Origin of the sequence: Stenotrophomonas riyadhensis (genome assembly GCF_040256885.1) — a bacterium.
Classification (GTDB): Bacteria; Pseudomonadota; Gammaproteobacteria; order Xanthomonadales; family Xanthomonadaceae; genus Stenotrophomonas; species Stenotrophomonas riyadhensis.
Genome location: NZ_CP155568.1, coordinates 3,394,403 through 3,407,882 on the forward strand (window position 1 = coordinate 3,394,403; position 13,480 = coordinate 3,407,882).

Consider the following 13,480-nt stretch of genomic DNA (forward strand, 5'->3'; position numbering starts at 1 on the left):
CGCCCCGCCGCGAAAATGGCCTCATCGGCCCGGGCCCGGAACGGCCGAAGCCCCGCCAGAGCGGGGCTTCGGGGAACACGGCGGGGCCGACAGGACGGCCCGGGCGGGCCTTACTGGCCGGCCTTCACCGCCACGAACGCGCTGTTGCCGTTGCCGGTACGCACCAGCAGCATCACCACATCGTCCTTCTTGTAGCTGGACAGCGCGCGGTTCAGGCCATCCACGCTGCCGACCGGGGTGCGGCCGACCTGCAGGATCACCATGCCCGGAGACAGTCCGGCATCCCGCGCCGCCTGGCCCTTGACCCCGGTGATGCGCACGCCCTCGTTGCCATCCAGGCCGAACTGCTTGCGCTGCGGTGCGGTCAGGTCGCTGACATCCAGGCCCAGCAGGGCATTGGCGCCGGCCTGCGGTGCCGCATCGGGCTTGGCCGCAGCCGCCGCGCGGGCATTGCCCTGACCGTCGTCGCTCAGTGCGGTCAGCGTGGCGCTGAGGTCACGCGGCTTGCCGTCGCGGATCACGCCCAGAGTGACCCGGCTGCCCGGTGCCATCGCGCCGATCAGCGGCGGCAGGTCGGACCAGCTGTTGACCGGGCTGCCATTGACCGAGCGGACCACGTCGCCGATCTGCACCCCGGCTTTCTCGGCAGCACTGCCGGGCACGATCTGGTTGACCAGCGCACCACGGCTGTCCGGCAGCCCCAGGCCCTGTGCCTTCAGCGAATCGATCGGTTCGACCACCGCGCCGAGCTGGCCACGGGTGACCTTGCCGCTCTTCTTGATCTGTTCAACCGCACTCATCGCCAGGTCGATCGGGATCGCGAAGCTGATGCCCATGTAGCCGCCCGAGGCGGAGAATATCTGCGAGTTGATGCCGACCACTTCGCCCCGGGTGTTCAGCAACGGACCGCCGGAGTTGCCCTGGTTGATCGCCACATCGGTCTGGATGAACGGCACGTAGCGCTGGTCTGCACCGCCGGTGCTGCGACCCAGCGCGCTGACGATACCGGCGGTGACCGAATGGTCGAGACCGAACGGCGAGCCGATCGCGACGACCCACTGGCCCGGCTTCAGCGTGTTGGAATCACCCACGCGCACGGTCGGCAGGTTCTTGCCTTCGATCTTCAGCAGGGCTACGTCGTACTGCTGGTCGCTGCCCACCACCTTGGCCTTGAACTCGCGGCTGTCACCCAGCTTGACCTTCACCTCGCTGGCATCGGCCACCACGTGGTAATTGGTCAGCACGTAGCCGTCGGGTGAAATGATGAAGCCCGAGCCCATGCCGCGGCCCTTGATGCTGGGACCACCGTCCTGGCCACCCGGGCCCTGCCCCGGCATCGGGAAGTCCGGGCCGAAGAAGCGGCGGAAGAATTCAGGCATGTCATCGTCGCCCCCCATCGGGCCTCGCGAGGCCTGCCGGTTGTTGCGCACGATGGTGGTGTCGACGTTGACCACGCCCGGGCCGACCTGTTCGACCAGGTGGGTGAAGTCGGGCAATCCACTGACCAGCGGCTGTGCCGGCGCCCGCGGTGCGGCGGCCGGAGAGGCCTCGGTCTGCGCGGCCGGGGCCGGGGCCTGCGCGCAGGCCATCAGCGGCAGGGTCAGGGCCAGCAGGCCAATGGCCTGCGTGCGGAATCGGGGAGTCATCGGACGGCAACCTCCGGATCGGATGGAAAGAGGAATACGGGCCCCGCCGGCGGCGGGGCGTGAAAGCGCCCGGCTCAGTCGCGCGGACGCGGCGGCACCGGCAGGTCGTCCTGCAGGCGCGGCTCGAACGGGTAGAACGCGGCGCCACCGGCGTGGGCCGGGAAGCTGGCATTGAGCGCGCCGGCGGCGGCAGGTGCCAGGCTGGAGCGCGGCCACGGTCGTGCCTGCAGCCCGCCGACCTCACCGAATGGCAGGTTGCGGCCCGTGTTGGCCGGCACGGTCGGGGTCAACGGCGCCTGCGCGGCGGCCACCGCACGCTGCGGAACATCGTCGCGCTGGGCGGCTCGCGCAGCCTGCTGGCTGCGGGTCGCGCTGGCACGGCGGGTGTCCTGGCGGCGGCTGGCAGCGGCCATCGCCACGGCAGGCGCCGCCGCCACGGCCATCGCCGCAGTATCCACCGAGGCTTCGGTCACCGGGGCCGGGTTGCCCGGGGCCGGCGCAAGCTCGGCCTGGCTGGCGATCACCTGCGGTGCCAACGGCTCGCCCGGCGTGGCGTCCTGCAGCTTCTCGCCGCCCATGAACAGGGCCACGGCTGCCACCGAGGCGGCCAGTGCAGCGCCACCGCCCCACGCTCGCCAGCCGGTACGGCGCACCTGGCGACGCGGCTCGGCCCGTGGCGCCGGTTCGGCGGCAATGGCAGCGGCCACGGTCGCGCTGAAGCCGGCCGGCGCCAGCGCCGAGGCCTGCCCGCGCATCACATCGCCCAGCAGCTGCCAGCGTTCCTGGCAACCCGCCAGTTCGGGATCGTGTTCCATGCGACGCAGCAGGAAGCGGGCCTCATCGGCACCCAGCTCGCCATCGACCAGGGCCGACAGCTGTTCGCGGTGGCGCTGGTCCAGGCGCTGCCCGGCGGGCGAATGGTGATTCTGCGATTCGTTGAACGGATTACTGGTCATACGCGGCTCTTCTCACGGGTGGCGCTGCCGATGTCCAACAGCGGCCGGAGTTCGGTGTCGATCGCCTCGCGCGCCCGGAAGATCCGTGAACGCACGGTGCCGATCGGGCACCCCATTTTCTGCGCGATATCCTCGTAGCTCAGGCCTTCCACCTCGCGCAGGGTGATCGCCAGCCGGAGTTCTTCCGGAAGCGCGTTGACGGCCTTCATCACCGTCTGTTCCAGCTCCTGGCGCATCAACTCGCGTTCGGGCGTATCGGTGTCGCGCAGGCGCGTCCCGCTGTCGAACTGTTCGGCGTCACCGATGTCGATGTCATCGGTCGGCGGCCGTCGATTGTGTGAAGCCAGGTAGTTTTTGGCGGTATTCACGGCGATTCGATGCAACCAGGTTGAGAACTGGGCGTCGCCACGGAAACTCCCGATCGCGCGGTACGCACGGATGAAAGTGTCCTGGGCGACGTCCTGACATTCGCTCCAGTCGGCGATGTAGCGACCGACCAGGGCCACCACGCGATGCTGGTACTTGCGCACCAGGACATCGAACGCGGCGCTCTCGCCGTGCTGCACGCGCCGGACCAGTTCCAGATCCAGCTCCTGAGGTGTATCAACATCGGCCATGAGGGGCCGCACTCCTGTCAGCCCAACCGACGTCGGGCAATGAGACTGCCAATCCCGGGAAAAGTTCAGTCGCCGATCACCCGGCGCCGCACCAGCTTTTAACCACCGTTCCGTTAGCGTCCCGGTCCACGGCCATGGATCCGGGGGCGCCACTCCCCTGCTATTGGGATTTGACGCGGGGGAAACAACCTCTGGATCATAGCCGCTTCTCCATACACAACCGGATGGAACGTCCATGCTCTCAGGCTTCGATGGTCTCCGCTTCAGCCACTGGCACCCCGAGATCCGCGACGACGGCGTGGTGGTTCTCTCCCTGGATCGTCAGGACAGCAGCGTCAACGCCATGTCGCAGGACGTGCTGCTGGAACTGGGCGACCTGCTCGAGCGCATTGCGCTGGACCCGCCCAAGGGCGTGGTGATCCAGTCGCTGAAGAAGGCCGGCTTCATCGCTGGTGCGGACCTGAAGGAGTTCCAGGAGTTCGACCGCCGCGGCACCGTCAACGACGCCATCCGTCGCGGCCAGGCCACCTACCAGAAGCTGGCTGAACTGCCCTGCCCGACCGTGGCAGCCATCCACGGCCACTGCCTGGGCGGCGGTACCGAGCTGGCGCTGGCCTGCCGCTACCGCGTGGCCTCCAATGACAGCAGCACCCGCATCGGCCTGCCGGAGACCCAACTGGGCATATTCCCGGGCTGGGGTGGCAGCGCGCGCCTGCCGCAGCTGGTCGGCGCACCGGCGGCGATGGACATGATGCTGACCGGCCGCACCCTGTCAGCCTCGGCCGCGCGTGGGATCGGCCTGGTCGACAAGGTGGTGGCACCGGCGGTGGTACTCGACACCGCCGTCGCGCTGGCGCTGTCCGGCACCACCCGCCCGTTCAAGCAGCGCGCGACGGCCTGGGCCACCAACACCTGGCTGGCCCGCAGGCTGCTGGCGCCGCAGATGGTCAAGCAGGTCGCACGCAAGGCCAAGAAGGACCAGTATCCGGCGCCCTACGCGCTGATCAGCACCTGGCAGCGCAGCGGCGGCAAGCCGATCCAGGCGCGCCTGGATGCCGAACGCCGCGCCGTGGTGAAGCTGGCCAGCACGCCGACCGCGCGCAACCTGATCCGCATCTTCTTCCTGACCGAGCGCCTGAAGGGCCTCGGCAGTGGTGATTCCGGCATCCGCCACGTGCACGTGGTCGGCGCCGGCGTGATGGGCGGTGATATCGCCGCGTGGGCCGCCTACAAGGGCTTCGACGTGACCCTGCAGGACCGCGAGCAGCGCTTCATCGACCCGGCCATGGAGCGCGCGCAGGCCCTGTTCGCCAAGAAGGTACGCGATGAGAGCAAGCGTCCTGCGGTGGCCGCGCGCCTGCGTGCCGACCTGGAAGGCAACGGCGTGGCCGAGGCCGACCTGGTCATCGAAGCGATCATCGAGAACCCGGAGGCCAAGCGTGCGCTGTACCAGACGCTGGAACCGAAGATGAAGCTGGACGCGCTGCTGACCACCAACACCTCGTCGATTCCACTGGTGGAGCTGCGCGACCACATCCAGCGCCCGGCGCAGTTCGCCGGCCTGCACTACTTCAACCCGGTGGCGCAGATGCCGCTGGTGGAAATCATCCACCACGACGGCATGGCGCCTGAGACCGAGCGTCGCCTGGCCGCGTTCTGCAAGGCACTGGGCAAGTTCCCGGTGCCGGTGGCCGGAAGCCCGGGCTTCCTGGTCAACCGCGTGCTGTTCCCGTACATGCTGGAAGCCGCCACCGCGTATGCCGAGGGCATTCCGGGCCCGGTGATCGACAAGGCCGCAGTGAAGTTCGGCATGCCGATGGGCCCGATCGAACTGATCGATACCGTGGGCCTGGATGTGGCCGCCGGCGTCGGCCGCGAACTGGCCCCGTTCCTGGGCCTGCAGATTCCGGCCGCGCTGCAGACGGTGGAACCGGACAAGCGCGGCAAGAAGGATGGCCAGGGCATCTACACCTGGGAAAACGGCAAGCCGAAGAAGCCGGACGTGGCCAGCGACTACCAGGCCCCGGCCGATCTGGAGGACCGCCTGATCCTGCCGCTGTTGAACGAGGCAGTGGCCTGCCTGCACGAAGGCGTGGTGGCGGATGCGGACCTGCTGGATGCCGGCGTGATCTTCGGTACTGGTTTTGCACCGTTCCGCGGTGGTCCGATCCAGCACATCCGTGCGGTGGGTGCCGATGCGATCGTCGAGCGGTTGAAGGCGCTGCAGCAGCGCCACGGCGACCGTTTCGCACCGCGCCCGGGCTGGGACAACCCGGCCCTGCGCGAACCGGTGGTGTGAGTTGATCGGCCGGGCCTGCGGCCCGGCACCCGCTGGATCAACAGCCAGAGCCAGAGCTGGAGCAACAGCCGGCTCTGGCTTTTCTGTTTGTTGGGCGGGGCGGTGTGGGCAGGCAGGACACGCCGTAAACCCATCCATGGGGGCTCGATGGCGCCATCCATGGCGCCAACGGTCCTGCCTGCCCACACCGCCCCACCCCTGACAGTTTCCCGGTGACGGTTGGTGAACTGCGAATCTGGTTGATGGCTACTGCGAACTGGTGGGTGGCGACCTTGGTCGCCACCAGGAGCGAAGCGACCGGCGTTTGATTTTGACTTTGATTTTCTTTTTTCTTCTCCGTGGCTGGATGCACACGGAAACTGTCAGAGGCCGGGCGGTTGGGTGGCGCAGGGGCGTGAGCCGCATGGATGCGGCGACCGAGCTTACATGGACGTACTTGCAGCGGCCCCTGCGCCACCCACCCGCCCGGCCAAGCGCGGCTTCTGCTTCTGCCTTCAGCGACCAACCCACAGCCACGAGGGGCTGCGCCGTTGGCTGGAACAACCTGTTACCCATACGGGGCATGTCCCCGTCACAGCCGCATGCGATGCTGACCACCTGATCCCTGCCAGCGAGAACGCCCGCATGACCACCATCATCGCCCCGCGCGTGCACGACATCGGCGGACTCGAAGTCCGTCGCGCCGTCCCCACCCTGCAGGCGCGCAGCATCGGCTCGTTCGTGTTCGTCGACCAGATGGGCCCGGCACTCATGCATCCCGGCACCGCCATCGACGTGCGCCCGCATCCGCATATCGGCCTGGCCACCGTCACCTATCTGTGGTCGGGCGCGATCGGCCACCGCGACACGCTGGGGTCGGACCAGGTGATCCGTCCCGGTGACGTCAACTGGATGACCGCCGGCCGCGGCATCGCCCATTCCGAGCGCACGCCGCAACCGGACCGCGACCATGACAACCCGATCCACGGCATGCAGACCTGGGTGGCACTGCCGAAATCGCATGAGGAAATCGAACCGGCGTTCTACCACCATGCCGCGGCCACCCTGCCCGAGCAGCGCCGCAATGGTGCCTGGGTGCGGGTGATCGCCGGCCGCGCCTATGGCGAGGAATCGCCGGTGAAGGTGTTCGCCGACACCCTCAACGTGGCCATCGATCTCGACCCGGATGCGGAAATCGATATCGACAATGGCCACCGCGAGCGCGCGCTGTACATCCTCGAAGGCGACGCGCAGCTGGATGGCGTCGACATCCCCGCCCAGCATCTGGTAATCCCGGAAGCCGGTGCGGTGGGCCGCCTTCGCGCGAAGACGCCGGTGAAGGCCATGCTGTTTGGCGGCGAACCGCTGGATGGCCCGCGTCACCTGTGGTGGAACTTCGTGTCCAGCTCGAAGGAGCGTATCGAGCAGGCCAAGCACGACTGGGAAGCCGGCCGCTTCGGCACCATTCCGGGCGACGACAAGGAGTTCATTCCCCTGCCCCAGTACTGAACATCGCGTGTTGCACACACCCGAAGGTGTATCCCTGCACCCGGCGTTGACGCTATCGTCACTCGCCGGTCACTGAAATGTGACCGACCGCACAGTTCGGACATCTTTCAAAGGAGTGCAACACATGAGCATGGGTAAACGCTTGTCCGCCGAATTCCTCGGCACTTTCTGGCTGGTTCTGGGTGGCTGCGGCAGCGCGGTGCTGGCCGCCAAGTTCGGGGGCGACGGCAATCCGCTGGGTATCGGTTTCCTCGGCGTAGCGCTCGCCTTCGGCCTGACCGTGGTGACCGGCGCCTATGCGTTCGGCCATATCTCCGGCGCGCACTTCAATCCGGCGGTCAGTGTCGGCCTGTGGGCCGGCGGTCGTTTCCCGACCAAGGACCTGATCCCGTACATCATCGCCCAGGTCGCCGGCGGCCTGCTGGCCGGCTTCATCCTGCTGCAGATCGCATCGGGCGCCAGCGGCTTCGCCATTGATGGCAGCCAGGCCGGTGCATTCGCCAGCAACGGCTACGGCGCATTGTCCCCCGGCGGCTACAGCGTGGCCGCGGCCTTCCTGTGCGAAGTGGTGCTGACCGCCGTGTTCCTGATCGTGATCATGGGCGCCACCCACGGAAAGGCACCGGCAGGGTTCGCCCCGCTGGCGATCGGCCTGTCGCTGACCCTGATCCACCTGATCAGCATCCCGGTCACCAACACCTCGGTGAACCCGGCCCGTTCCACGGCGGTGGCCTTCTTCGCCGGCAGCGGCGCGGTCAGCCAGCTGTGGCTGTTCTGGGTCGCCCCGCTGCTGGGCGGCGCGATCGGCGGCATCATCTACAAGTGGATCGGCAACGACCGCTGAGGCCGGTGCGGACCATTGCGGCCGACCTTCGGCCGCAATGGTTACGCCTGTAACCGCGATTTGTGCGATCGCTCACGTTCCGTTAAGGTTGAGTTGACCGTCCGTGCACATGCCGGCCGGGGTGGCATCCGGGGATGGGATGCCAACGCTGCCCGCCCATCCGGCAGCGCCAAACGACACACCACCTTGGGGGATGCATGAAGTTCGCGCCTGTAGTGTTGTCGAGCCTGCTGTTCGCGGTGGCCCAGGCCGCCGCTGCACAGGCTCCCACCGAATGTCCTTCGCTGCCGGCCAGCAGTGGCCTGCAATGGCAGCAATTGGTGCAGACGGACTTCCTGGTCTGCCGCGCCAGTACCGGAGATGGCCGTGAAGTGTTGAGCCTGATGCTCAGCGCACGTGACCCGTCCATTCCACTGAACCGCTCATTGCGCCAGGAAAAGGGCAGCTTCGGCGGTGAATCACTGTACTGGTACCAGCCCGACCTCGGTGGCCAGCAGCCGCCGGGCTATGCCGAGCGCCGGATCAGCGTGGTCAAGCTCGACAAAGGGCGTTACGCGCAGATTTCACTGTATCCGGACAGCCCGCAGGAACTGGGCTCGCTGCAGCAGCTGGCGCAGGGCATGAGCCTGACGCCGTCGGCCGTGGCCGCCGGGCGCTGACCATGACGGGGATGCCTGCCTGGCAGCATCCCCGCAATGCGGCCCGATCACAGGGTAGTGCCGGCCGCTGGCCGGCACCTCGATCCGCCGTGACCGCAGGCAGTTGCCGGCCAGCGACCGGCACCGCCTCAGAACTTGCCTTCCTGGAAATCGACGAAGGCCTGCATCAGTTCCTGCCGCGTGTTCATCACGAACGGGCCATGCCGCATCACCGGCTCGCGCAGCGGACGGCCAGCCACCAGGATCAACCGCGCGCCTTCGTTGCCGGCCGAAAGGTGCAGCTGTTCGCCGCCGCCCAGCACCGCCAGTTCCTGGCGCGCCACGTCACGCGCAGCGTCCTGCTCACCTACGGTCACCGCACCTTCGAACACATAGGCAAACGCGTTGTGCCCTTCCGGCAACGCATAGGTCCACGCCCGATCCGGCGCCAGCGTGATGTCCAGGTAGAGCGGATCGGTGGCCGGCTGCACGATCGGGCCGTGGGTGCCGTCGACCGTGCCGGCGATCACCTTCACTTCCACGCCGGCATCCGGCTGCACCACGGGGATGCGCTCGGGTGCGAACTCCTGGTACTTCGGCTCGGTCATCTTCTCCTTCGCCGGCAGGTTCACCCACAACTGGAAACCGCGCATCTGCCCGCTTTCCTGCTCGGGCATCTCCGAATGCACCAGGCCGCGGCCGGCAGTCATCCACTGCACGCTGCCCGGAGTAAGGAGGCCCTCGTTGCCATGGTTGTCGCGATGCCGCATGCGCCCGTCGAGCATGTAGGTGACGGTCTCGAAGCCACGGTGCGGATGCTCCGGGAAGCCTGCGATGTAGTCTTCGGCACGGTCGGTGCCGAACTCATCCAGCAGCAGGAACGGATCCAGGTCGGGCAGCGTCGGGCCACCGATGACGCGGGTCAGGCGCACGCCGGCACCGTCGGAGGTGGGCATGCCACGGATGGTGCGCAGTACGCGGACCGGTTCGGGAAAGCTCATGGCGACTCCTGTTGGATGGATGCCACTGAAGATGGACGCCACACGACCGTAGGCCAATGGATGGCTCCGCAACCGATTGTTCCATCCCTGATGTTCGCTGCACGTCAGCACGCCCTGCGTACGACCAAAGTACTACCGCAGATTCGTCCTGTGCCAATTGACCCTGTCGTGGGCAAGCAGGACTCTTTGACTGTCTTTCCGGGAGAGAGCACCTCATGAAAGGGTTTTCCAAACTGGGCTGGGCGGTACTCGCGCTGCTCGGCGCATTCTGTCTGGGCACCGTGGCACTACGCCGCGGCGAACACATCAACGCCCTGTGGATCGTCGTCGCGGCGGTGTCGCTGTACCTCGTCGCCTATCGCTTCTACAGCCTGTTCATCGCCAACAAGGTGATGCAGCTCGATCCGACCCGGGCCACCCCGGCGGTGATCAACAACGATGGCCTGGACTACGTGCCGACCAACAAGCACGTGCTGTTCGGCCACCACTTCGCCGCCATTGCCGGCGCCGGTCCGCTGGTCGGCCCGGTGCTGGCCGCACAGATGGGCTACCTGCCCGGCCTGCTGTGGCTGGTGGTGGGCGTGGTACTGGCCGGCGCGGTGCAGGACTTCATGGTCCTGTTCCTGTCCAGCCGCCGCAATGGCCGCTCGCTGGGTGACCTGGTCCGCGAGGAGATGGGCCAGGTGCCCGGCACCATTGCCCTGTTCGGTGCGTTCCTGATCATGATCATCATCCTGGCAGTGCTGGCGATGGTGGTGGTCAAGGCGCTGGCCGAAAGCCCGTGGGGCATGTTCACGGTGATCGCAACGATGCCCATCGCGATCCTGATGGGCGTGTACATGCGCTACATCCGCCCTGGCAAGATCGGCGAGATCTCCGTGGTCGGCCTGATCCTGCTGCTGGCCGCGATCTGGTACGGCGGCAAGGTCGCCGCCGACCCGGTCTGGGGCCCGGCGTTCACCTTCACCGGCACCCAGATCACCTGGATGCTGATCGGCTACGGCTTCGTCGCCTCGGTGCTGCCGGTGTGGCTGCTGCTGGCTCCGCGCGACTACCTGTCGACCTTCCTCAAGATCGGCACCATCATCGCGCTGGCCATCGGCATCCTGGTGGTGATGCCGGAGCTGAAGATGCCGGCGCTGACCCAGTTCGCCGCCAGCGGCGATGGCCCGGTGTGGAAGGGCGGCATGTTCCCGTTCCTGTTCATCACCATCGCCTGCGGTGCGGTCTCCGGTTTCCATGCACTGATTTCCTCCGGCACCACGCCGAAGCTGCTCGCCAATGAAGCGCACATGCGTTACATCGGCTACGGCGGCATGCTGATGGAATCGTTCGTGGCGGTGATGGCGCTGGTGGCGGCCTCGATCATCGATCCGGGCATCTACTTCGCGATGAACAGCCCGGCGGCGGTGATCGGTGCCGATGCCGCGTCGGCGGCGCACTACATCACCAACACCTGGGGCTTCACCATCACGCCCGAACAGCTGACCGCAACTGCGGCGGCGATCGGTGAACCGACCATCCTGCACCGCGCCGGTGGCGCGCCCACGCTGGCGGTGGGCATCGCACAGATCCTGCACGAGGCGATTCCCAGTGGCAGCGACGCGATGATGGCGTTCTGGTACCACTTCGCGATCCTGTTCGAAGCGCTGTTCATCCTCACCGCGGTGGACGCCGGCACCCGCGCCGGTCGCTTCATGCTGCAGGACCTGCTGGGCAACTTCGTGCCGGCCCTGAAGAAGACCGAATCGTGGACCGCCAACATCATCGGTACCGCCGGCTGCGTGGCGCTGTGGGGCTACCTGCTGTACACCGGCGTGGTGGATCCGTTCGGCGGCATCCAGACGCTGTGGCCGCTGTTCGGCATCTCCAACCAGATGCTGGCCGGTATCGCGCTGATGCTGGGCACGGTGGTGCTGTTCAAGATGAAGCGTGACCGCTATGCGTGGGTCACCGCGGTTCCGGCCATATGGCTGCTGATCTGCACCACCTACGCCGGCTTCATCAAGATCTTCGACAGCAACCCGGCACAGGGCTTCCTGGCACAGGCACACAAGTTCCAGGCCGCGCTCGCCAGCGACACGATTACCGCACCGGCCAAGTCGGTGGCGCAGATGAAGCAGATCGTGGTCAACGCCTACGTCAACACCGGCCTGACCGCGCTGTTCCTGCTGGTGGTCGGTGCGGTGCTGGTGTATTCGATCAAGACCATCCTCGCGGCCCGCCGCAACCCGCAGCGTTCCGACCGCGAGACTCCGTACGTGGCGCTGAAGCCGCATGAAATGGTGGATCTGTGATGAGTACGCAACTGGTTCCCGCCGGCCAGTACCAGGCGCACCGCCGTATCTGGCGGCGCCTGGTGCAGACCGCACGGCTGTGCTGTGGCATTCCTGATTACGACAACTACGTCCGGCACATGCTGGAGAAGCACCCGGACCAGGAGCCGATGGACTACAAGACGTTCTTCCGCGAACGCCAGGAAGCGCGCTACGGCGGACGCAACGGCGGACGCTGCTGTTGAGGAGTGAGGCGGGTGCCGAGCTTGCAGCCCGGCACCCGCAGAAGCAACTGCAACGGCCAAAGCGCCGGCTCTGGGTTTTTGTTTGGCTGGCGGGCCGATGTGGATTGCCGGTGACGGCGAGATACAACCGGGGTCAGACCCGTTTTCCTTCGGAGAACGGATCTGACCCCATGTTGTTTGTCGACCTCTGACAGATTTCATCCACGCATGGCGCGGATCTACTGGACGCCCGCCATCCCGCGGAATGCCGCTCTTGATTTGACCGTTGCCGTTGCATCGAGCGGGTGCAGGGCTGCAAGCCCGGCTGGACTACTCCACCAGCGTGATCGGCGTCAGCGTGACCCTGGCGTTGTTCGCCGCGCCCATGCGATCGGTGTACGCCTGACCACGCTGCACCAGGTAGAAGCTGTCCAGGTAATCGATGTCGTTGGAGAACCACGATGTCGGCATCGCCTTCAGGATCGCACCGGCAATATCGGCGATCACCGCATACTCCGGTGCGAACGCGCCCAGTGCCGCCTTCACACCATTGCTCAGCGCCACCAGCAGGTCCTGGTAGTTGGTGTCACCGTCATCCTCGAACAACTGCACGTTGGCGGCGTTGAAGCGGTAGTTCCCCCACAGGATCAGTGCCTGCTGCGGTGTGTAATCGGTCTTGTCGTAGTCCAGGTACGGCATGTCGACCGTCGCCATTTCCGGCTCGGCCTTGCCGATCTGCAGCCCGGACACCACCGCGAACACCTCCGCCGCGCCCAGCGCCCATGGCTCCTGATCGTCAGCCAGGCGGATGCGATCGAGCCGGGTGATGTCCAGCGCGGCCCGCGTGCCATCGGCCGACAGCTGGATGCGCTCCGGCGATTGCAGGCCGCGTGCACGCAGGCCGGCGTTGACCAGCGCCATGCCCTCCTGCACCGAACGGCGGGTATCGACATCAACGATCAGCACCGGGAATGCCGGAGCCCGCTTTGCATCCAGCACATGCGCACGGCCCTGCGCGTCGTAGGCGGTCAACGTGGTCCAGTCGCGATCATTGCCGCGCGGCAGGCTGGCCACCCACAACTGGCGTGGAGCGATGTCCGCCAATGATTGGCCCTCAGGCACATAGGCGCGCAGCTGCAGCAGCCCTTCACCCTGCTCCGGCAGGCCCTTGGCCTGGCGCAGCTGCTGGTCGTTGCGGGCCAGGGAGGCACTGGCCCGGGTGCGGACACCCGGGTCGAAACGCTCCATCACTGCATCCAGCGCCACACCCTGCCCTGGTGAGGCCACCAGCGTGCCGCGCACGACGTCCGCAAAGCCGGGTTGCGCGATCAATGCCGCCACCTCACGCGCACTGGCCTCGGTCACCGCCTGCACCTGTGCGCCACGCGCAATAGCCGCGCCTTGCGCAGCCGCTCCCGCACTGGCCAGCAACAGTGCCAGCAGCGTGGCTCCCCGAATCATCCGTCGATGCGTCATTCCAGCCCCCGGCAA

The 13,480-nt window shown here is 67.0% G+C and carries 11 protein-coding genes; 6 read left to right on the top strand and 5 right to left on the bottom strand.

Annotated features, from left to right (window positions below):
• Window positions 1-110 precede the first annotated feature (110 nt).
• From SriyCCGPB3_RS15875 to rpoE, 3 genes are all read right to left on the bottom strand, one after another.
• Entirely contained in the window at window positions 111-1,646 is a 1,536-nt protein-coding gene (locus SriyCCGPB3_RS15875; protein WP_350259489.1) for a DegQ family serine endoprotease, read from the bottom strand.
• A gap of 74 nt (window positions 1,647-1,720) precedes the next feature.
• Window positions 1,721-2,602, bottom strand: coding sequence for a sigma-E factor negative regulatory protein (locus tag SriyCCGPB3_RS15880; RefSeq protein WP_110713130.1), 882 nt, complete (start codon window positions 2,600-2,602; stop codon window positions 1,721-1,723).
• Entirely contained in the window at window positions 2,599-3,219 is a 621-nt protein-coding gene (gene rpoE / locus SriyCCGPB3_RS15885) for an RNA polymerase sigma factor RpoE (protein ID WP_010482816.1), read from the bottom strand. Before rpoE ends, SriyCCGPB3_RS15880 begins: the two co-directional genes overlap by 4 nt.
• 235 nt (window positions 3,220-3,454) lie before the next feature.
• Here rpoE and SriyCCGPB3_RS15890 point away from each other — a divergent pair, with 235 nt between their 5' ends.
• The 4 genes from SriyCCGPB3_RS15890 to SriyCCGPB3_RS15905 all read left to right on the top strand — a co-directional run bounded on the left by SriyCCGPB3_RS15890 (window position 3,455) and on the right by SriyCCGPB3_RS15905 (window position 8,509).
• Window positions 3,455-5,518 carry a 3-hydroxyacyl-CoA dehydrogenase NAD-binding domain-containing protein gene (locus tag SriyCCGPB3_RS15890; RefSeq protein WP_350259490.1) on the top strand — a complete coding sequence of 688 codons (2,064 nt, stop codon included), beginning with the start codon at window positions 3,455-3,457 and terminating at the stop codon, window positions 5,516-5,518.
• Window positions 5,519-6,142: 624 nt separating this feature from the next.
• Entirely contained in the window at window positions 6,143-7,006 is an 864-nt protein-coding gene (locus tag SriyCCGPB3_RS15895; protein WP_153855765.1) for a pirin family protein, read from the top strand.
• Between the two features lie 124 nt (window positions 7,007-7,130).
• The gene (gene aqpZ / locus SriyCCGPB3_RS15900; protein WP_032129854.1) at window positions 7,131-7,850 is read left to right on the top strand and encodes an aquaporin Z; all 720 of its coding nucleotides are present in this window, start codon (window positions 7,131-7,133) and stop codon (window positions 7,848-7,850) included.
• A 197-nt stretch (window positions 7,851-8,047) separates the two neighbouring features.
• Complete coding sequence (locus tag SriyCCGPB3_RS15905) at window positions 8,048-8,509, top strand: hypothetical protein (RefSeq protein WP_110713135.1); 462 nt, start codon at window positions 8,048-8,050, stop codon at window positions 8,507-8,509.
• A gap of 128 nt (window positions 8,510-8,637) precedes the next feature.
• Here SriyCCGPB3_RS15905 and SriyCCGPB3_RS15910 read toward each other — a convergent pair whose 3' ends face one another.
• Window positions 8,638-9,489: a pirin family protein gene (locus SriyCCGPB3_RS15910; protein WP_110713136.1), complete on the bottom strand. Its 852-nt coding sequence runs from the start codon at window positions 9,487-9,489 to the stop codon at window positions 8,638-8,640.
• Window positions 9,490-9,704: 215 nt separating this feature from the next.
• On the opposite strand from SriyCCGPB3_RS15910, the gene SriyCCGPB3_RS15915 reads away from it, so the two are divergent.
• A complete protein-coding gene (locus SriyCCGPB3_RS15915) occupies window positions 9,705-11,786 on the top strand; it encodes a carbon starvation CstA family protein (RefSeq protein WP_180848151.1) in 2,082 nt (693 codons plus the stop codon).
• Complete coding sequence (locus SriyCCGPB3_RS15920; RefSeq protein ID WP_005410613.1) at window positions 11,786-12,010, top strand: YbdD/YjiX family protein; 225 nt, start codon at window positions 11,786-11,788, stop codon at window positions 12,008-12,010. Before SriyCCGPB3_RS15915 ends, SriyCCGPB3_RS15920 begins: the two co-directional genes overlap by 1 nt.
• 309 nt (window positions 12,011-12,319) lie before the next feature.
• On the opposite strand, the gene SriyCCGPB3_RS15925 is transcribed toward SriyCCGPB3_RS15920, so the two are convergent.
• The gene (locus SriyCCGPB3_RS15925; RefSeq protein ID WP_350259491.1) at window positions 12,320-13,450 is read right to left on the bottom strand and encodes a DUF3103 family protein; all 1,131 of its coding nucleotides are present in this window, start codon (window positions 13,448-13,450) and stop codon (window positions 12,320-12,322) included.
• Window positions 13,451-13,480 lie beyond the last annotated feature (30 nt).